General features: G+C 54.6%; 16 protein-coding genes. 9 read left to right on the forward strand and 7 right to left on the reverse strand.

Going from position 1 to position 19,800, the window contains the following annotated elements; all coding sequences use genetic code 11:
- Window positions 1–172 precede the first annotated feature (172 nt).
- From NYE48_RS07485 to NYE48_RS07525, 9 genes are all read left to right on the forward strand, one after another.
- Complete coding sequence (locus tag NYE48_RS07485; RefSeq protein ID WP_340997816.1) at window positions 173–3,409, forward strand: polysaccharide lyase family 8 super-sandwich domain-containing protein; 3,237 nt, start codon at window positions 173–175, stop codon at window positions 3,407–3,409.
- 177 nt (window positions 3,410–3,586) lie between these two features.
- Window positions 3,587–4,051: a GlcG/HbpS family heme-binding protein gene (locus tag NYE48_RS07490; protein WP_306433237.1), complete on the forward strand. Its 465-nt coding sequence runs from the start codon at window positions 3,587–3,589 to the stop codon at window positions 4,049–4,051.
- Between the two features lie 195 nt (window positions 4,052–4,246).
- The gene (locus tag NYE48_RS07495) at window positions 4,247–5,464 is read left to right on the forward strand and encodes an acyltransferase (protein ID WP_340997818.1); all 1,218 of its coding nucleotides are present in this window, start codon (window positions 4,247–4,249) and stop codon (window positions 5,462–5,464) included.
- A 275-nt stretch (window positions 5,465–5,739) separates the two neighbouring features.
- On the forward strand, window positions 5,740–7,077 hold the full coding sequence (locus NYE48_RS07500; RefSeq protein ID WP_340997819.1) for an ABC transporter substrate-binding protein: 1,338 nt from the start codon (window positions 5,740–5,742) through the stop codon (window positions 7,075–7,077).
- Window positions 7,078–7,209: 132 nt separating this feature from the next.
- Window positions 7,210–8,067 carry a carbohydrate ABC transporter permease gene (locus NYE48_RS07505; protein WP_212950362.1) on the forward strand — a complete coding sequence of 286 codons (858 nt, stop codon included), beginning with the start codon at window positions 7,210–7,212 and terminating at the stop codon, window positions 8,065–8,067.
- 24 nt (window positions 8,068–8,091) lie between these two features.
- Window positions 8,092–8,940 (forward strand): carbohydrate ABC transporter permease, encoded by an 849-nt coding sequence (locus tag NYE48_RS07510; protein WP_036707986.1) that lies wholly within the window; start codon window positions 8,092–8,094, stop codon window positions 8,938–8,940.
- A 558-nt stretch (window positions 8,941–9,498) separates the two neighbouring features.
- Window positions 9,499–9,684: an aspartyl-phosphate phosphatase Spo0E family protein gene (locus NYE48_RS07515; RefSeq protein ID WP_036707989.1), complete on the forward strand. Its 186-nt coding sequence runs from the start codon at window positions 9,499–9,501 to the stop codon at window positions 9,682–9,684.
- A 424-nt stretch (window positions 9,685–10,108) separates the two neighbouring features.
- Window positions 10,109–11,179 (forward strand): bifunctional 3-deoxy-7-phosphoheptulonate synthase/chorismate mutase, encoded by a 1,071-nt coding sequence (locus tag NYE48_RS07520; protein ID WP_340997823.1) that lies wholly within the window; start codon window positions 10,109–10,111, stop codon window positions 11,177–11,179.
- 192 nt (window positions 11,180–11,371) lie between these two features.
- Window positions 11,372–12,151 carry a DUF2935 domain-containing protein gene (locus tag NYE48_RS07525; RefSeq protein WP_340997826.1) on the forward strand — a complete coding sequence of 260 codons (780 nt, stop codon included), beginning with the start codon at window positions 11,372–11,374 and terminating at the stop codon, window positions 12,149–12,151.
- A 120-nt stretch (window positions 12,152–12,271) separates the two neighbouring features.
- Here the strand turns inward: NYE48_RS07525 and NYE48_RS07530 are convergent, their stop codons facing one another.
- The 7 genes from NYE48_RS07530 to NYE48_RS07560 form a co-directional block, all read right to left on the reverse strand.
- On the reverse strand, window positions 12,272–13,987 hold the full coding sequence (locus tag NYE48_RS07530; RefSeq protein WP_340997828.1) for an adenine deaminase C-terminal domain-containing protein: 1,716 nt from the start codon (window positions 13,985–13,987) through the stop codon (window positions 12,272–12,274).
- Between the two features lie 18 nt (window positions 13,988–14,005).
- Window positions 14,006–15,061 (reverse strand): ABC transporter ATP-binding protein, encoded by a 1,056-nt coding sequence (locus NYE48_RS07535; protein ID WP_036707997.1) that lies wholly within the window; start codon window positions 15,059–15,061, stop codon window positions 14,006–14,008.
- Window positions 15,062–15,077: 16 nt separating this feature from the next.
- A complete protein-coding gene (locus NYE48_RS07540) occupies window positions 15,078–15,866 on the reverse strand; it encodes an ABC transporter permease (protein WP_036707999.1) in 789 nt (262 codons plus the stop codon).
- 6 nt (window positions 15,867–15,872) lie between these two features.
- Window positions 15,873–16,694, reverse strand: a complete 822-nt coding sequence (locus NYE48_RS07545; RefSeq protein ID WP_212950367.1) for an ABC transporter permease — start codon at window positions 16,692–16,694, stop codon at window positions 15,873–15,875.
- 61 nt (window positions 16,695–16,755) lie between these two features.
- On the reverse strand, window positions 16,756–17,688 hold the full coding sequence (locus NYE48_RS07550) for a nucleoside hydrolase (RefSeq protein ID WP_340997831.1): 933 nt from the start codon (window positions 17,686–17,688) through the stop codon (window positions 16,756–16,758).
- An 84-nt stretch (window positions 17,689–17,772) separates the two neighbouring features.
- Window positions 17,773–18,837 (reverse strand): ABC transporter substrate-binding protein, encoded by a 1,065-nt coding sequence (locus NYE48_RS07555; protein ID WP_246536912.1) that lies wholly within the window; start codon window positions 18,835–18,837, stop codon window positions 17,773–17,775.
- A 182-nt stretch (window positions 18,838–19,019) separates the two neighbouring features.
- Window positions 19,020–19,367, reverse strand: a complete 348-nt coding sequence (locus NYE48_RS07560) for a hypothetical protein (RefSeq protein WP_036708005.1) — start codon at window positions 19,365–19,367, stop codon at window positions 19,020–19,022.
- Window positions 19,368–19,800 lie beyond the last annotated feature (433 nt).

A 19,800-nucleotide genomic window follows, 5' to 3' on the forward strand; every position in this document is an offset into this window, starting at 1 on the left:
TTCACCGGGGGTTCACGACTTTGTTCGGCGGATCCCCGGTTTATACATACAACATTTGAAAACGGTTACAATCCCCTTTTTGATGACGGCCGCCGGCTCATGAATGCTCGATTGCGCTTCTGCTCCATGCTCCCATTGTCTTTCAAAAATTGAATCGGCGGGGTGAACGTTAGTGAGGAAAATCAGTGTACTTTTGGCTGTCAGCATGTTTTTGTTTTTATTTTCTCCCGGGAATTTCGGGGCATCGGATCAAAAAGCGCGGGCCGAGACGGCCAACTTGCTGGCCAACGGCGGTTTTGAGCAGACGGCCTCCACGCCGGACGCCAGCTGGAGCGGCGTGACCAGCCCGGCTCCGGCCTATTGGGCATTATGGATACCGACGGGAAGCGGCAAAGCCCCGAACCAGACCGCACGCGTGTACTTGGATTCAACCACGCGCCATGAAGGCATGCAGTCGATCGCCTTCGACGCGTTCGAAACGAGCAGGATATCCGTCAACCCAAAAGTGACGAACATTGCCGCGGGGAAATCCTACAAATTAAGCATGTGGGTGAAAACGGAGAACGTGATCGGCACCGGGGCCTACTTCAGGACGCAGTTTTACAATACAAGCAAAGTCGGGGACGGGCCGGCTTCGGCCAAGCTGCTGGGCACCAACGATTGGACGCTGCAGCAGGTCTACATGACCATTCCCGCAGGCGTGACGAAGCTGGTCATCGAACCGTTTCTCGAGACCGGAACGGGGAAGGTCTGGTTCGACGACGTTGTTTTGGAGGAATATGACGGGATCACGGGGCTGGCGCTGGATCAAACGGCCGTATCGATGGGGGTCGGGGAATCCTTGACGCTTGGATTGACGATGACGCCGGCCGATGCGGCGGATCAAACGGTCGTCTGGAGTTCAAGCAACCCGGATGCGGTTGCCGTGGATTCCGCGGGGAAACTTTCGGCGATCGCGGCCGGTACGGCGACGATCACGGCAGCCACGCCGGACGGAAGCGTCAAAGCGCAATGCCTGGTGAACGTCGAATCGGCCGAAACCGCCGAAGCTTACCGCCAATTGCGGTTCAAATGGGTTGAAAAATTAACGGGCGGTTCCGGGAACCTTGGCGGTGACCCGAACGTAAGGGAGGCCGTCGCCAGCATCGACGACAGCGTTTCGAATGACGCCGGCAGCGGGTATTTGGATCTTTTGAACCAAACGGAAGGCCGGACCTATTTGTGGAACGACTTGAAGAGCGCGACGGACTCGGCGCAAATTTCAAGCGCCTACGGCAGAATCCGGACGATGGCCGTCGCTTATTCCACGCCAAGCTCCAGGCTTTACCATAACGCCGGATTAAGGGACGCGATCGTCGGCGCTTTGGACTGGATGTACGCAAACCGTTACAACGAGAGGAAAAGCGCCTACGGGAACTGGTGGGATTGGGAGATCGGCGCCCCGCAAATTTTGAACGATGCCGTCGCGCTGATGTACGACGAGCTGACGCCGCAGCAAATCGCCAATTACATGAAGGCTGTCGATGCGTTTGATCCCGATCCGAAAAAAGGCACCGTGCTGGGCGTCAAAGGTACAAACATGACCGGCGCCAATTTGCTGGACAAAGCGCTTGTCGTCACCGTTCGCGGAGTCATCGGCAAAAACAGCGCGAAAATCACGCTCGGCCGGGATGCCATCGGACCGGAATTTGCTTATGCGAGCCATGGGGACGGGGTGTACAAGGACGGATCGCTCGTTCAGCACTCGAATATCGCCTACACCGCGGGCTACGGGGCCGTCTGGCTCAGCCGCGCCGCCGACATGACGTACCTGTTGAACGGATCGCCGTGGCCGGTGACGGATCCGAACGTTAACAACGTATACCGCTGGGTAACGGATACGTTCGAGCCCGTTATTTATAAAGGGTTGTACATGGACATGGTGAACGGCAGGGGGATATCCCGGGAAGGATCGGGCAGCGCCCGCGGCACGATCGTCACGCTTCTGCGGCTTGCCGAAGGGGCGCCGGCCGACGTCGCCGCCTCCATCAAAAGCATGGCCAAGGAATGGATCAGCAAAGACACGACGTATGCCGACTATTACGCCGGTTTGCCCGTCTACGACTTGATCCTTGTGAAGCAGCTGATGAACGATGCGGCGGTTCAGCCGCGCGGCGAACTGGTCAAAAGCCGGGTGTTTGCCGGCATGGACCGCGTCGCGCATTTGCGGGAGGGGTACGGGTTCGGGCTGAGCCTGTTTTCCAACCGCATCTCCGCATTCGAAAAAGGAAACAACGAAAACTTGAAAGGCTGGTATACGGGAATCGGCATGACCTACGTCTATGACCGGGACCTGAAGCAATTCCGGGACGGCTTTTGGCCGACCGTGAACTCGTTCCGCCTCCCCGGCACGACGACGGACGGATCGGGAGAAGGGATGATCCCCGGAGAATGGAAAAGCTACATGAACACCAAAACATGGGTCGGAGGGACCTCGATCGACGGCCTTTACAGCGCGGCCGGCATGGATTTTTCCCTGTCGCAGGTCACGGGAAGCAGCCTTACGGTGAAAAAGTCGTGGTTCATGTTCGACGACGAAATCGTCGCGCTGGGCGCGGGGATCACGAGCACGACGGCCGGACCCAAACCGGTCGAAACGATCGTCGACAACCGAAAGCTAAACGCGGCCGGCGACAACGCGCTTACGGTCAACGGCGCAAGGCAGCCGGACGGCCTCGGTTGGTCCGAAACGCTTAGCGGCGTCAAATGGGCGCATCTTGCGGGCAACGTGCCGGGTTCGGACATGGGCTATTATTTCCCCGGCGTCCCGCAGCTTTACGCTTTGCGCGAATCCCGAACGGGATCATGGAGCCAAATCAACAGCGGCCAGTCCAAAACGCCGATCACTCGTAATTACTTCAGCCTGGCGTTCGAACATGGAACGAAACCCGCGAACGCGAGTTATGCCTATGTCCTGCTCTCCGGCAAAGACGCCGCCGCCACGGCAGCGTACAGCAGCAATCCTCAGGTCGAAATCATGAGCAATACGGCCGAGCTGCAGGCCGTCAAGCAAAAAAGGCTCGGCATGATCGCAGCCAACTTCTGGGTCCCGGGGACGATCGGTACGATCACCGCCAAAAATCCGGCGTCGGTCATGCTGAAGCAGACCGGCGGAGAGATTACACTGGCCTTGTCGGACCCGACCCAGCAGCAGAGCACGATCACGGTCGAGCTTCGCCAAGCCGGCCTTTCGCCGGTCGCGAAAGACGACTCGGTTCAGGTGGCGCAAAATGGCGGCATAACAACCATCGTGGCGGATGTGAAGGGCTCCATCGGACGAACGCATACCGTGACGTTCCAAAACGTGTTGCCCTCCGCGGGCAGCCATCGGTATTCGGGGCATGAATGGCCTGCCGGCAAGGAAAATTAACGGCCGATCCCAAAAAAAACGCAGCCTTGATTATCAAGGCTGCGTTTTTGCGCTTGCGGACGGGATCGATGCAGGGGGCGACAGCCCAAAATCAGCCGGTATTTGGGTAGACGAATATCACGATTCCCATCCATGCGCATATCCTGGAATGAGTTAAAGACGAGGAGTGAAGCCCTGATGAAGTTATCATTGGAGACGGCGAAACGGCTGCTCTCCGCAGCGGAGCAAAAATCCCGGCAAATGGGCCTGGCAAGCAATATCGCGATTGTGGACGACGGCGGAAATCTGGTCGCTTTCCAGCGCATGGACCATGCCCGCCTGGCCGGAATCGGGATTGCACAGGATAAAGCTTGGACAAGTGTCAGCATGCAAATGCCGACGGCGAACCTGTCGCAAGCGGCGCAGCCCGGCGGGCCTTCCTACGGGATCAACACCACCAACCGCGGCCGCGTCGTCATTCTCGCCGGAGGGATTCCGTTAAAAGTCGGCGAGCAGATCGTCGGCGGCATCGGCGTCAGCGGGGGCACCAGCGTGCAGGATGCCGAGATTGCCAATGCGGCGGTGCAGGCGTTTCAAGCGATGCAGGCAAATCCTGGAGGAAACGTTAACGTCCGCGCCCGCATCGGATCCGTTCGGTTTTAAGCCGGGTTATACCGCCGGAAGCTTTGTGCAGCCTGCCGCAGCCGCCCTTTCATAAGGGCGGTTTTCGTGTTGTCCGAGGGCATAGATGACTTCGAGTTACATCATTTTCCCAACCGTTTTCGGTCCGGGCTTTAAGGTTCGTTTAATATTCAAAAGGTATACTTGCGCGTAACCGCACATGAAGGAGGAGTTTCCATGGGCAAACCGCGCATTGAAGAATGGACGCAGCTGAGGAGCCTTGCTTTTTTGGCTATCGTCATGCAGCATTCGATCGCGGAGTACATTTACAGGGCCGATATTGAACCGGCCGACTCCACGATGCTGACGATGATGTACCATCGGACCCGATTCGGAACGCCGACCTTTGTTTTTTTATCGGCCGTGCTGATGTTTTATAACTATGACGGGAAGCTGAATTATTTTGCGTTTATCCGCAAAAGGCTTGAGACCGTCTTCGTCCCATTCCTGTTCTGGACGATCGTTTACTGGCTTTACGTCCGCGCGTTTACGCCGTCGTTCTGGCAAAAAGGAGGACAAGACTGGGGGAGCCTGCTGCGGGAGCTGGTCCAGCCGCAAACCGGCTACCAATTATGGTTTATTCTGATGATCATTCAATTTTATATTTGTTTTCCGCTGCTGGCCGCGCTTTATAGAGGCGCCAAAAACAAAATCAACCTTTTGGACGAAGGAAGACGCACCGGGAGCGTTTTGGCGGTCCTGGCCTTCGCCGGCGCATGTTATATCATCCTCCTGTATCTGTCCTACTACCGGATGGGCTACTGGGCAGGACGAATCGGAAGCCCGTGGGCAGCGTTGGTAACGCACCGCAGCTATTCGTTTCTCATGTACGGATTTTATTTTGTGCTTGGCGCGGCATGCGCCGCAAACATCGGGAACTGGCGGGCATGGTGCACGAAGCTGCTGCCATGGTGCGGAATGGTTTTTCTGGGAATGTACATCCGTCTCGGCTATGACGTGCTGCGGGGCTCCGGCGAAACCGTCAACCTGAACATTTCCACGTATCTGAAGCCTTCGACCTTTATTATCATCATGGCGCAAATGCTGCTTTTGTACGGGCTGCTGCTTCTTCTGCGGGAGCGGAACCAAGCCTTTTTGCGCCTGCTTTCATGGATCGGCACCTATTCGTTCGGGGGTTATCTTGCGCATGCGTTGGTGATTTACGTCATCGCTTATTTTACCCGTCCCCTGAACCTTGCCGGCAGCCATCTGCCGTTTGCGCTGCTTACCTTTGCATTGACGGTTCTGGCTTCGCTCGGCATCAGCTATGCGTTGTCCCGCATGCCGGGGGCCCGCTGGATCGTGGGAGCAGGGCGCCGCAAGCCGCTTCGTGGCAACAAAGTCAACGATTACCGGGGCGATTCGCGCACCGTCTTCGGGGCAGGCAACAGGTAATACGACAGAAAACGGCAAGCTCCGGGCCATCCGGACCAACTTCATATCAAGCGAGGGATGCACCTTTCGGAAAGAGGCGTCGGCATGAACCGTTTCAGGTTCGACCGGCGCATTTCCAGGGGTGCTTTTTTTGTTTCCCGAGTCCCATTGTGAATATTTCCCCGTCGTTTAGAGGAATGTATCCCCTTACAAAATTTGCAACTAATGTATGATAAGAACAGACAGCATAAGTCGAACAGCGCATATGAAAAAACCATATTGAGGGGGATTTGCAAGTGAAAAGGTCTTCATTGATTCTTTTGAGCATGCTGGTCGTGTTTACGATGTTCCTGACCGCATGCGGCAAAACCGAGGAGAAAAACACGGCGACCGAACAACCGAAAACGGAATCGGAAAAGCCGAAGGAAGAGGCGCCGAAAAAAGACGTATCGCTCCGCGTATTCTCGACATTCGGCGGCACCGACGCCGCGCGCGAAGCCTTCCAGGCCGCGATCGACGAATTCGTGTCGAAAAATCCGAACGTCAAAGTTGAAAACGATACCATGTCGGCCAACGACGACGGCTTCAGAACGAAAGTCAACACGGACATGACGTCCGGCAACGAACCTGACGTGCTGTTCTACTTCGTTGGGGCGGATGCCCAAGGTTTCGTCGATGCGGGCAAAGTCGTGCCGCTGAACGAAATTCTCGATGCCGATCCGGAATGGAAAGCCGGCTTCTCCCCGGCAGCGCTCGAAAACACGAGACAAAAAGACGGCAACATTTATGCGGTTCCATTGACCGGCTTCTATGAAGGTTTGTTCGTCAACAAAAAAATCTTCGCGGACAACAACCTCGAGCTGCCGACGGATTGGGATAAGCTGAAAAAAGCGGTGGAAACGCTGTCCAAAAAAGGCATCATTCCGCTCGCGGCTCCATTCGACCAATCCCACTACGTCATCGAGCATTTCATCCTTTCCGCCGCGGGAGCGAAGGGACATAACAGCGGCCTTCTGGACGGCATCGATCCGAACTGGGAAAAAGGCTACGCGGCCATGAAGGAGCTGTACGACCTCGGCGCATTCCCGAAAGACGCGGCCACGATCGACCTGAGCATGGCGTCCAACTACTACGGCGAAGGCAAAGCCGCGATGATTCTCGAAGGCTCCTGGGCGATGGGCAACTGGAAAGACCCGAACGTCATCGACAACACGACGGTTCTTCCGTTTCCAGTAATGCCGGGCGGCGCAGGAACAGGCAAGGACATCATCGGCGGTTTCGGCAGCGGCTTCTACCTCCCGAAATCGACGTATGACAACGCGGACAAAAAAGACGCGGCGATCGCGCTGCTGAAGCATCTGACTTCTCCTGCCGTCATCGAAAAAATCGCTTTGGCCAACGGCGGCACGCCTGCAGCGGCCGGCGTCGAAATCAAAGGCAAAACGCAAACGGCGACGGATGGATTCGCCATGGCCGCAAGCGCAAGCTCCGTCAACAACCCGATCGACTCGATGGTCGCTCCGGAAACGTTCTCGACGCTGCGCGCAGGCGTTCAAGCGGTCGTGACCGGCAAGAAGTCCCCGGCCGACGTGCTGAAGGAAGCAAAAGAAATCGAGGATGCCAACAAGAAGTAAAAGCCTGACGTGATCCAATGGCTTGACCCAAAGCTTCACCCGGATACGCCGTCCTCCTCGGAGGCGGCGTCCTCTTTTAAATTCGGGAGGATTGGGGCGGCTCGCGAAAATAAAACTCAAGTGGTGATAAAGATGAAGGGCGATCGCAAGTATATCTGGATATTTTTGTTCCCGATGGCTGCATTTTTGACGTTGTTTTTGTATTACCCGTTTTTCAAAAGTTTGTATTTCAGCTTTTACCGGACCAAAGGTTTTTTCGATAAAAAGTTTATCGGATGGGACAACTATGAACGGTTGGTATCGGATAAGCTGCTGGGCGCGGCGACGCTGCACACGCTTGAAATCATGCTGTACGTCCTGATTTTCCAGGTGGGAATCGCTTTGGTGCTGGCGGTCATGGTAGACAACATTACGAAGCTGAAGGGGTTTTTCCGGTCCGTGTTCTTTTTCCCCGTCGTCATTTCCGGTACGGCGATCTCGCTGTTGTTCGTGTTGTTTTATAACTACAATTTCGGACTGCTCAACAACGTGCTTGCCGGCCTGGGCCTCGAGAAGGTGCTGTGGCTCAGCGAGACCAATGCGCTCAAGGCGATCGCGGTTCCGACCGTGTGGCATTACGTCGGTTTTTATTTCGTCCTGTTCGTGACGGCAATGTCCAAAATTCCCGAGGATTATTACGACGCCGCCAAAATCGAAGGCATATCGGGCTTCAAAAAAATGGTGAAACTCACCATCCCGCTGATTTTGAGCGACATCAAAGTCGTCATTACGCTGGCGATCACCGGCACCTTGAAAGTGTTCGATTTCGTATGGGTCATCTCCAGGGCGCAAAACGGGACCGAAGTGCTGGGAACCTACATGTACAAAAAGGCGATGGTCGACCAAAACTTCGGCTACGGCTCGACGGTCGCGATTTACATGGTCGTGCTCGGGGTCGTCATCGCATTGCTTGCCAATCGTTTGTTAAAAAGCGAAGAAATCACATATTAAGCTGTTATTAGGGGTGTAATCGTTATGCAGCCAGCTATGCAGAGCAAAAAACGTTTCAGATTGGGAACGGCGCTGATGTACATCGTATTGTCGGCCTGGGCCATGACGACGATCTATCCGCTGTTTTGGATCGTCAACAACTCGTTCAAGGAATCGCGGGACGTCATGAACAAGTCCTTTTCCCTTGCCCTGGATCCCGTGTTCATCAACTATACGACCGCATTCGACCGGATCAATATCGGCAGAAGCTACGTGAACAGCCTGATCATGTCGGGAGGCACGGTGCTGTTCGTGCTGCTGTTCGGCGGATTGGCCGCCTACGTCTTGTCCAGGTTTACGTTTCGGGGCAAACGGTTCATTTTCTCCATTTTGTACGCGACGTTGTTGGTGCCCGCATTCGCGACGGTCGTGCCTGTATATGAGCTTTTGATCAAAACAAGCCTGGTGAATACGTACTGGGGGCTGATTTTGCCGCAAACGGCCGGCAATTTGACTTTTGCGACGCTGGTCATCGCGGGTTATATGTCGACGATCGCCAAGGAACTCGAAGAAGCGGCTTTTATGGACGGCTGCAACCGGTGGCAGATGTTTACGAAGGTGTTTATGCCCGTCTCGAGGCCCGCTTTTGCTTCGGTCAGCATATTCGTGTTTTTATGGTCGTATAACGACCTGTTCTCTGCGCTCATTTTCGTCAACAAAGAGAAGGTTCGCCCGATCGTGGCGCTGCTCAGCGAAATCAGCTCGCAGTACGGAACCGACTTCGGCCTCATGGCGACGGCGGTGACGCTGACGGTCATGCCGATCCTGTTCATCTATCTCTTTATTTCCAAATTCATCGAAAAGGGCTTGACCGAAGGAGCGGTAAAAGGTTAAAAATGGAGTTCCATGCTTGCAAAAGGAATATGCAACTTCAAAGGTTCAATGATTAAACGGCAGAAATGTCGTTTTTTTCTTCATGCGCCGGCGGTTTGTTTAACCCCCCTTGGAGTGGCGGGCCCAGGACGCCCGAGGCCGGTTATCCGGGAGGATTTTGCAAGGATTGACAATGTTTTATCCGCAGTTTGACAGCATTTTTGGCGGAAGTATGAAAAAATAAAATTGTTTTCATAGATTCGAATTTTATTATTGACCAGCGTATAAAATCCAACATAATATTATCTGTATACAGATATTATTCTAAAATTTGTATTTTTCTTCCACGTAAGGAAACGCTGGCAAACGGCAGTTACTGACGAAAAATTACGGCTGATTGCAGGAAACAACAGCGATTGCATACATAGAGCTTGTTGCCGTCCGACGTCACCGGAGGGAAATACCGCCCGAATAAGAGCATGAAAAGCCTAAGAAGAGCATAGTTGAGCCGAGAGAATGGTAGAGCATCGACTCGTACCGATAAAAGCAACCAAAATGACAGGGAGGTAACCGGAATTCATGAATAGCACGGAATCAACGCAAATTTCCATCGAAGAAGCCAGGCAGAGGCTTTACCATATGGTGGATCAATACGGAGAGGTATGGAATCCCAAGGTGATCCGGCAGTCGATGGTGCTTGACGAACTGATCAACTGCTACAACAGGGCGATGAAAGATAAACGAGCGGAAAAACCGATCGCATAACCGGGAGGTTTTCGGCGTCTTTTTCGGGCTGACCTATCTTTCTGCGCTGCAATGAAGCAATTCAGCGTTAAATAAAATACTTGCCACCCGGGTTCAGGTTGTAATACAATGCATGTAATTTCATTCGACGATAAGCAATGAAGGAAAGAGTAAGCGGAGAACGTTTTAACAGGGACGGTATGCCGGTAGACTGAGAGCATCCGAATAACCGCACCCGCCGAAGTTCATTCCGGAGCCGGTATCTGAACGTCTGTGTTCCGCAGACCGTAGGCATGCCCGTTTACCTTGCGTTAAAAGGCCAGAAGTGAGATATGCCGTTTTTCTTGGGGCATGTCTAATAAGGGTGGTACCACGACTCCTCGTCCCTTGACGGACAGGAGTCTTTTTGTTTTTCAAAACCAAAGGGACAAAGGAGAGACATACGATGAGTCAAGGACGATTGGAACAATTGCGTACGAAACTGGATGAGGTCAACCTGCAGCTGCTCGCGCTCCTGTCGGAACGCGCCAAAATCGCCCAGGAGCTGGGCGTCGAAAAAGAAAAGCAGGGCGTTCCGAAGTTCGACCCGGTGCGCGAAAAGGAAATGCTGGAGAAGCTGGTAGCCAACAACGAAGGGCCGTTTGACCATGAGACGGTACGGCATCTGTTCAAGCAAATTTTTCAAGCGTCATTGTCGCTCCAGCAGGTGGACCATAAGAAACATCTCCTCGTCAGCCGGAAAAAGAAACCGGAAAATACGCTCATCCAACTGGGCGGCGTCACGATCGGCGGCGGCAAACCGGTCATGATCGCCGGGCCGTGTTCGGTCGAAAGCTACGAGCAGGTCCGCACCGTCGCCAAAGCGCTCAAGGAGGCAGGGATGACCGTCATGCGCGGAGGCGCGTTCAAGCCGAGAACGTCCCCTTACGACTTCCAGGGGCTTGGCATCGAAGGGCTGAAAATATTGAAGGAGGTCGCGGACGAGTTCGGCCTGAAGACGATCAGCGAAATCGTGGACCCGGCGCATATCGAGCTGGCTTGCGATTATATCGATGTCATCCAGATCGGCGCAAGAAACATGCAAAACTTCGAGCTGCTGAAAGCCGCCGGCGACGTGCGGACGCCGATCCTTCTAAAGCGCGGACTTGCGGCTACGCTGGATGAATTCGTGCATGCGGCCGAATACATCGTGTCCCGCGGCAACAGCCAGGTCATGCTGATCGAACGCGGCATCCGGACCTATGAGAAGGCGACCCGCAACACGCTCGACATTTCGGCGGTGCCGATCCTGAAGCAGGAAACCCACCTTCCGGTACTTGTCGACGTAACGCATTCGACGGGACGCAAAGACATTTTGGCTCCTTGCGCCAAAGCGGCGTTGGCCGCAGGCGCGGACGGCGTCATGGTCGAGGTGCACCCGGATCCGGCGACGGCTTTGTCCGACGCGGCGCAGCAGCTCAACATTCCTCAGTTCCATGACTTTTATGCGGAGGTGCAAAAATCGGGGCTGCTGTAAAACGGGCGATTCCGCTTTCGAGGCTCCCGAAGGGTTCGCTTCAAGCCCTTTTTCCCCGGCATAATCCGGGTCCCTCCAAGCATATATTTGTAGCTGGTTTAAGCCTTTTGCCGCTTTCCGTCCCAAGCGACGGATCCGTTTTTCGAAGCTTGCAAAAGGCCCGGCTACAATAACGCTGAAGGGGGCTTTCGCATGAACGACGAGGCGCTGTTCGAACACAGGTTTTGGCTGCAAATATTGGGGGACCATGCCAGGTTTATCTTTAACGGGCTGTCATCCAAGGAAACGGCGGACCGGTTTATCCGGCTGTTCGACCAGCTGCTGGCGCAGTCGCGGAGCTTGGGGCCGGAGCAGGATTTGAAGCAGCTGAACGAGCAAGCGTATCAAGCCGCGGCCGAGTTGCGGTCCTTCAAATTAAGCCTCCTGGACCGCGTGCTTCTCCGCCAAATCGATATCGGCTTGTCCCCGACCTTCATCAACCACATGATCAACGAGCTGGAGGAGTACGAAAGGATTTTGAAGGAGCTGCTTGCGGGAAAGCCGGTGCCGCGTTATCATCCGCTGCATCACGACCTGCTGTGGCTGCCGGATGCGGCCTTTCATTCCGCGTCGATCGCATCCGATCTGGACGGGGTCGAACGAAGGTTGATCCGCAAAAGCAAGGAATTCGAACAGCATTTTAATGAATTTTATTTGAAGGCGCTGGAGCTGGTCGGCTATTTGCGCACGTTAAAACCGACGTATCCTTCGATCAAAAAGTTCCATACCGACGTTGACGTGGAAATGTCCGCATTCATGGCGTTTCTGCTGGAGGTGGAGGAGCTGGATATCAGCGCCGAACTGTTGACCCGCCTGAACAAACTCGTTCCGGATCACATGTACAGGGAAGAATGTTATTATTTGCAGAAGCTTTCCCAGTTCGGGGAAGTGCCAAGGCCCAATTGCGATCCGGCCAAGCCGAGGGTGGAGTAGGGCCTGCGGTCGCGGGCAGAAGGTCAAGCGAAAAGCTAAAGGAAGAGTCCAGAAAAAAACTAAGCCCCGCAAAAGGAGCAGCCGATGGTGCTCCTTTTGCGGGGCTTTTTTGGATGGCCGCTACCGTTTTTCGATGATCAGCGGCACGATTTGGCCTGCGTTGACGTCGATGAGGCCGCGGTCGGTAATTTTCAAATACGGGCTGACGGGCAGCGAGTGGGTCGCGATGGACATGATCGGGTTGTAATGCTTGTATCCAAGCGCCTGCATCGCCTCCCGCAGCTGCTTGACCGATTCGGCCGCCGCTCCGAGCGGCTCTTCCGTAAGGATGCCTCCGACCGGCAGATGCATGTTGGCCATCACTTCGCCGTCCAAGACGACGCAGAACCCGCCCTGCTGCCGGATGACGGTGTTTGCCGCCAGAAGCATGTCCGCCACGTTATGGCCGATAACCAGCAGATTATGGTTATCATGGGAATACGTCGTGGCGACCGCGCCTTTTTGGATCGTATCGCCGTTTATGAATCCGAAAGCTTTGCCGCCGTGTTTGCCGTAACGCTCGAACGTCGCGATCATGCCGCAGCCGGTGCCTTCCCATTTCAAGCGTCCGCCGACCGCGTCGAATTCGATATGGCTTTCCTGGGTAAACGTCGAGCCGTCCCGAACGGTCATCACCCGGCATAGATAGGTGCCGTCTTCCACGTCAACCTGAGCGGCGAAATCCGCTTCGTTCAGCTCGCTAAGCTGCACGCTCCGGTAAAAATGCTCCGGAAACCGGTACCGGGTTGCCTGCAGCGGGGATGGATTAGACGCCGAATAGGCTTCCTTGCCGTTTTTAAACACCGTTTCCAGCTGCATGCTCTCGAGATTGGCGATCAGCTGAAAATCCGCGATTTTCCCCGGCGCGATCGTTCCCCGGTCGTACAGCCGCATCCGGCGGGAAGGGGAGAAGGTAGCGGCGTAAATCGCCTTTTCGGGCGCCATGCCCATGCCGATCGCTTTGCGGACGATATGGTTCAGGTGTCCCCGGGCTTCGAAGGAATCGGCCATCACGTCATCGGTCACGAAGCAGAAGCGTTCGGATACGTCGTGTTGGATGAGATAATCCATAATTTCCGGCGTCATCGACTTCTCCTGGATTTCGATGAACATGCCTGCGCCGATCCTTTCCTTCAGCCCTTCCACCGTCTGGTGCGTATGGTCGGAATCGACGCCGGCGGAGATGACGCGCTGCAGGTCCAGGTCAAGCAGCTTCGGCACATGCCCTTCGATGACCAGCTCCGGATGCCGTTCTTTCATATGCTTCAAAATCCGGTTCGTTTTGCAGTCCGGGTCGGTGATGATATCCACGTAGTTCATGATTTCGCCCAAACAGATGACGTCGCCGGTCGCCAGCAAAGCCTCCATGTCCTCGATTTCGATGGAGCCGCCCGAGGTTTCCAGCGAGGTGGCCGGAACCGAGCTTGGGATCGCGTAAAACATGTCCACCGCGCATTCCCGGCTTGCTTTGATCATTTCCAGCACCCCGTCCAGGCCAAAAACGTTGGCCATTTCATGCGGCTCCGGCACGATCGTGGTCACGCCGTTCCGAAGCAGCCCCTCCGAAAAGGAAGCGGGCGTGACCATCGTGCTTTCTATATGAAGATGGATATCGATAAAACCCGGGATCATGTACAGTCCGCCGGCATCGATCACCTGTTTGGCGCGGAACGTTTCTTCCCCGCGCGGGCCGATATACATGAATTTCCCGTCTTTGACGGCGACGTTGGCTTCCGTCCATTGCTTGAAGTAGCTGTTGTATACTTTGGGATTGAGCAGAAGCAGGTCTGGCTGCATGATAAATTCCCCCTATGGTTATTCGACAAGTACAAGCTTCTCCGATGGAAACAACAGGCGGATTTCCTGCCCATTGGCATAGGGCTGCTGCATTTCCTTGTTGACCGTAAATTCGCCAAGCGGAGTGACGACGACATACTGGTAGCTGCGGCCCAGATAAGTGCTGACCTTGACCTTGCCCGTCAGCACGTTGTCGCCGGGCTGAATTTCCGCAAGCGTTCCGGCGATGAGATCGTCGGGGCGGATCGCTCCTTTCATCGTTGCGGGCATGCCGGGCGCTTTGGCGGCGTGAAAATGGTAGTCCCCGCTGCGCAGGCTGTAGAACGAACCTTCGTCTTCGCGTTCCTCGAAAGCGATAAAGTTGTTGAAACCGATAAACCGGGCGACGAATTCGGTTTTCGGATATTGGAAAATGACCGAAGGCTGATCGAGCTGTTCGATAATTCCTTTGTTCATGACGGCCACCCGGTCGGAAATGGAAAAACACTCCTCTTGGTCATGGGATACGTATATGGCCGTAATGCCAAGCTCCTGCTGAATGCGGCGAATTTCGACGCGCATGTTGACCCTGAGGTTGGCGTCCAGGTTGGACAGCGGCTCGTCGAACAGCAGCAGGTCCGGTTCGATCACCAGCGCACGCGCGATCGCGACCCGCTGCTTTTGCCCGCCGGAAAGGGCCTGCGGGAAGCGGCTCTCGAAACCGCCCAGGCTGACGATTTCCAGCATACGCATGACCCGTTTTTTGATTTCGTCTTCTTTGACCTTGCGCAGCCGCAGGCCGAAGGCCACGTTGTCGTAGACGGACATGTGCGGGAACAGCGCGTAGCTTTGGAAGACGAATCCGAAATTGCGTTTGTTGATCGGGACGCGGGTATAATCTTTTCCCCCGAAGGCAAAGCGGCCGTCCGTGGCGTCGAGAAAACCGGCGATCAGCCGGAGCGTCGTCGTTTTTCCGCAGCCGCTCGGGCCCAGCAAAGAGATCAGGTGGCCTTTTTCGACGGAGAGATTGAAGTCCTTCAAAATGTATTGCTGGTCATAAGCGACCGATACGTTTTCAAGTTGCAGTAAAGACATCGTCTTACGCCTCCATTTATTGTTTGGTGAAGTAGGTCAGACCCAGCAGCCTTTCGATCAGGAACATGAATCCGGCGGTAATGAGCATCAGCAGCACCGAAATGGCCGCGATGGTAGGATCGAAATAGTTCTCGACGTACGTGAGCATTTGGATCGGCAGCGTGCTGACGCCGGGTCCTGTCATGAACAGCGAAATGTCCACGTTGTTGAACGATTCCAGAAAAGCGAGCAGCACCGATGCGATGATGCCGGACTTGATATTCGGCAGGACGATTTTGAAAAAGGTGGCCAGACGGCTTGAGCCAAGGCTGTGCGCCGCTTCTTCCACCGCAAAATCGAAGCCGGCGAGGCTTGCCCCGATGACCCGGATAATGAACGGCAGCATAATGACGGTATGGCCGATCAGCAGCGACGCATAAATCGGAATGTGAAAGGCGATCACGACGTATTTCAGCAGCGTGAAGCCAAGGACGATGCCGGGAATGAGCAGCGGAGACAGGAAGACCGCGTTCAGCGTCTCCTTGCCCCGGAACGACGCGCGGTTCAGCGCGTAGGCGGCCGGAATCCCGAGCAAAATGGCCAGCACGTTCCCCAGCAGGGATACCAGAATCGAGGTTTTGAACGTGCTCATGAACATCTCGACTTCGAAAATATTATGGTACCATTTCAGCGAAAATCCGGTCGGCGGGAACTTCAGCACCGTTCCCGGCTCAAAGGAGGTCACGGCGATAATGACGAGCGGCCCGAGCAAAAACAAGTAGACGATAAAGGTAAACAGGGAAAGCCCCGGATTTTTGTTTTTCATGCGTCTCTACCCCTTCGGTTTGAATTTGGCCGCCGCTTTGTTCATCAGCCCGATGACGACAAACGTGATGATCATCATGATGGTTGCGATGGCCGAAGCGGCCTGCCAATCGTTCAGCGTAATCGCGTTTTGGTACAAAAACGTGGCGACGACCCGTTTTTTGCCGCCGAGCAGGGCAGGCGTGGTATAAGCGGTCAGGCTGCCGACAAACACGAGAATGCTGCCGACGATCAGCCCCGGAATGCTGAGCGGGACGACGATTTTGCGGAACGCGGTCAGCCTGGAAGCGCCCAGGCTTTGAGCCGCCCGCACCAAATCGTGATCGATCGATTCCATGACGCCGACGAGCGTAATGAGAATAAGCGGCAGGAACAGATGGACCAGGCCGATAATCATAGCCGCCGGCGTATAAAGAATGCTGAGCGGTTCATCGATGATGCCAAGGGCCGTCAGCAGATTGTTCACCAGGCCGTTTTTGCCGAGGATGATCATCCAGCTGAAGGAGCGGACGACCGAACTCGTCAATAACGGGAAAATCGCAAGCGCAAGCATGATGCCTTTTTTGCGCGGCGGAAGTTTGGACAAATAATATGCGACCGGAAAACCGATCACAATGCACAGCAAGGTGGTCATGACGCTGACGAGCAGGGTCGTGCCCAATATATCGAGGAAATACGCGTCTTTAAAAAACTGCGCGTAGATGCCTGCGGTAAAGCCGCCGTCCTTGAAGAAGGTCGATCCGACCGTCAGGATGAGCGGAACGATCATGAACAACGTCAAAAACAGCAGGCCGGGTGCCAATAGCACGTACAAGTATCGCTTTTTCATGAATGCAATCTCCCGTTTTTAAATTTATCAAAGACGGAGCAGCCGTTTGCGCTTGATAAAATCAACCGCGCAGGACGCCGATCAAGCGGCGGATGAATTCGTCCGCATCGGCCTCCAGGCAGACGTCGACGTTCGGCTCCCGCTGCAGGCGGTTCTGAAAATCGCATACCGTTTGTCCGTCGCATAGTTCGCTTCTGGTTTCCACGTCGACGTAATGCCGCGCGGATCGGACCAGTTCGGGCCAGATGGCCGCCCCGACGGCCAGCGGGTCATGCATGGCGCAGGCCTGGACGCCGTTTCGTTCGAAATAGCGCTTCATGTAATCCGCCGTGCTGTCGCGGACATAGCTCGCGATTTCCGAGGATCCCATGGCGTCGATATGCTCGCTTGAGAGCAAAGCCGTGCGCGTCACGTCGAGACCGACCATCAGGAGGCGCGGAAACCCGGCCTGGAAAACGAGCTTGGCAGCCTCCGGGTCGACGTGCATGTTGTACTCCGCCACAGGCGTAATGTTGCCGTACGTTTGGACGGCGCCACCCATGACGACGACTTCCTTCAGATCATGAACGAGCCCGGGATATTTGGCCAAGGCCAGCGCGACGTTGGTCAGCGGGCCGGTGGCGATCAGCGTCACTTCCCCCGGAAAACGCCGGGCCTGTTCGATGATGAAATCGGGACCGAACAGGCTCCGGTCGACGCGATCGGCAGGGCGCATATCGGCCAATGCCCCGCCAAGCCCGTCCCGGCCATGGACCCGGTGCTCGAACAGCCGGTCGCGCATAAGCGGACGGGATGCCCCGGGATATACCGCAATGGAGGGCGCGGCGTGGATGAGTTCCAGAATTTTGCAGGTATTGGTCGTTGCCGTTTCGAGCGACACGTTGCCGTTCACCGTCGTAATCCCGAGCACGTCCAGCTCGCCGCTCCGGATCGCAAGCATGATGCCAAGCGCATCGTCGATGCCCGTATCTACGTCCAATATGGCTTTCTTCACGTGGATTCCCCTTTCGTGGCTTGAATAAAAAGGGCAGGGGCAAGCAGCCCCTGCCGTACAAAAGTTGCACGGACCCGCAAACGCTTAGCGGGTGACTTCCCGGTTAAAGCGGTCGGTCCATGTTTTCAAATGGCTGTTCACGAACCCCATATCGAGCTTTTGCAGCTTCTCGACGACTTCCGGTCCGTAGGTTACGCCTTCGGCTTCTTCGGCCGTCAGTTTTACGTTTTTATTGGCAGGGGAATCGACCTTGGCTTTCGCCGCTTTTTCCTGTACCTCCTGGCTCAGCTGCCAGTCGATGAATTCCTCGGCCAATGCCTTGTTTTTGCTGCCTTTGACGACGTTAAGCGTATTGATGATGGCATACGCGCCTTCTTTCGGCGTGACGAATTCGATGCCGGGAACGGCTTTTTGCAGGTCGCCCACGTACATTTGCATGATCGGCCCGGCAGCGGCTTCGCCTTGGGTAAACATGTTCACGAATTCGGAGGTTTTGCTGTAGTATTTCACGACGCTTGGATTCAGCGCGGTCAACCGTTCGAAAGCTTTGTCTTCGTTAAACTCGGCGCTTCCCGCAACTTTGGAGGCGGCGTCGACCATCATCGGGCCGCTGGTGGACGTAATGCTTGGCATCGTCAGCTTGCCTTTCAGCTCGGGTTTCCACAAATCGCTCCAAGACTCGATTTTCATGCCGGCCGCTTTCGGATCGTAGGCGATGCCGAGTTGGCCGACCGTATAGGCAGGACCGTATTCCTCTCCGTTTGGCGCTTTGGCGATGTCATAAATTTGGTCCAGGTTTTTGAGGCGGCTGCGGTCGATTTTTTCGAAGGCGCCCGCTTCGATGCCCTGCTGCGCGTAATAATCCGACAAGTAGATGACGTCGACGTCGGAGCTTCCTTGAAGGATTTTGCTGAGCCGGTCGGCATTGTTCCCCGTTTCCAGAACGATGTCGACGTTGTGCGCCTTTTCGAACGGTTCATAAACTTCCTTATTATAGAAGTCTTCCGCAAAGCCCCAAGTCGAGACGACGAGTTTTTGCTTCTTGGCGCCGGACGAATCTCCTCCGTCCCCGTTTGTGCTGCCGCATCCGGCCAGGACAAGCGCGGAAAGGCTGCAGGCAAGTAGTCCTTTGATCCATGTTGTTTTCACGATGATTCACTCCCGTATGATTTTTGGTTAAATTTGTATATTTCAGAAAAAAGAAAAGCGCCCTAGGTAGAATGAATCTCTAACTAGAGCGCTTTTTCAATGTAAACAAAGAAATAGCGGCATCCGTTTGCTTTCTTGGCACGGGCAGTCCTTAAGATAAATCAAAAGGAAAGCGCCGCGGGTTATGAATCTGTTTTTAAAATAATGTTCGTGACCGCCCACTGCGTTGCGGGATCGTAGTCCCGAAGCAGAGCTTCGATCCGGAGATCCAGCTCATCCTCCAGTCGGGATTTCAGCTTTTTCTTGTAGATCATCGACATATAAAAGTCGACTTCGTATTTCAAAGCCGGAACTTCGCCTTCCAGAACGGTGGAGCGGGGAGAACGACGGTGCCGGGCATAAATCGCGATCGCCTCGGGATGGATGCTTGTTCTCAGCAAGGAAGTTCCAAAGCCGAACAGTTCCTTCGAGACATCATTGTATACCTGGCTCAGCTTCTGCTTGAATTCGTTGGAATCGGAATGAACCATTGGTCACCTTCAAACTATGAAATATTTTTGGTGATAAGGAGTTCACGAGATTTATAATACAAAAAAAACGAGAAATTATCAAGTTATTGTTCGGATTTTATATGAATTACTCACTTTTTTTATTGGGTATTTCCTGAAAAACGACTCATTTACGAACTTTTCTCGGGACGAGAGGTGTTTTTGCCGATAGCGGAACTATCGAAAGAGTAGCGGAAGACTCGGGAGGAGGGGGCGGGCTTAACCAACGGCGGCGCGGGCCAAACGCAGGAAAGCTGGGAGAAAAACATTCTGGAGGGCATCTCGATTTGCGGAAAACATGAACCGGCCAAAATCTCCAAGAAACCTTATAACGACGGGTATTTCCTGCTTTTTGCAAAACCGGAATGTTCCGTCTCCGAAAATATTGCGAAGCCGATCAAAAAATGTTGCTTGC

The sequence above is a fragment of the Paenibacillus sp. FSL M7-1455 genome (assembly GCF_038004655.1).
In the GTDB taxonomy this organism is placed as follows: domain Bacteria; phylum Bacillota; class Bacilli; order Paenibacillales; family Paenibacillaceae; genus Paenibacillus_AQ; species Paenibacillus_AQ cookii.

What these genes read in the sequence shown, in the direction of transcription:
- NYE48_RS07520 (WP_340997823.1), top strand. Translation starts at nt 10,109, where the DNA reads ATGAGTCAAGGACGATTGGAACAATTGCGTACGAAACTGGATGAGGTC.
- NYE48_RS07495 (WP_340997818.1), top strand. Translation starts at nt 4,247, where the DNA reads ATGGGCAAACCGCGCATTGAAGAATGGACGCAGCTGAGGAGCCTTGCT.
- NYE48_RS07545 (WP_212950367.1), bottom strand. Translation starts at nt 16,694, where the DNA reads ATGAAAAAGCGATACTTGTACGTGCTATTGGCACCCGGCCTGCTGTTT.
- NYE48_RS07525 (WP_340997826.1), top strand. Translation starts at nt 11,372, where the DNA reads ATGAACGACGAGGCGCTGTTCGAACACAGGTTTTGGCTGCAAATATTG.
- NYE48_RS07560 (WP_036708005.1), bottom strand. Translation starts at nt 19,367, where the DNA reads ATGGTTCATTCCGATTCCAACGAATTCAAGCAGAAGCTGAGCCAGGTA.
- NYE48_RS07505 (WP_212950362.1), top strand. Translation starts at nt 7,210, where the DNA reads ATGAAGGGCGATCGCAAGTATATCTGGATATTTTTGTTCCCGATGGCT.
- NYE48_RS07530 (WP_340997828.1), bottom strand. Translation starts at nt 13,987, where the DNA reads ATGCAGCCAGACCTGCTTCTGCTCAATCCCAAAGTATACAACAGCTAC.
- NYE48_RS07540 (WP_036707999.1), bottom strand. Translation starts at nt 15,866, where the DNA reads ATGAAAAACAAAAATCCGGGGCTTTCCCTGTTTACCTTTATCGTCTAC.
- NYE48_RS07510 (WP_036707986.1), top strand. Translation starts at nt 8,092, where the DNA reads ATGCAGCCAGCTATGCAGAGCAAAAAACGTTTCAGATTGGGAACGGCG.
- NYE48_RS07515 (WP_036707989.1), top strand. Translation starts at nt 9,499, where the DNA reads ATGAATAGCACGGAATCAACGCAAATTTCCATCGAAGAAGCCAGGCAG.
- NYE48_RS07490 (WP_306433237.1), top strand. Translation starts at nt 3,587, where the DNA reads ATGAAGTTATCATTGGAGACGGCGAAACGGCTGCTCTCCGCAGCGGAG.
- NYE48_RS07535 (WP_036707997.1), bottom strand. Translation starts at nt 15,061, where the DNA reads ATGTCTTTACTGCAACTTGAAAACGTATCGGTCGCTTATGACCAGCAA.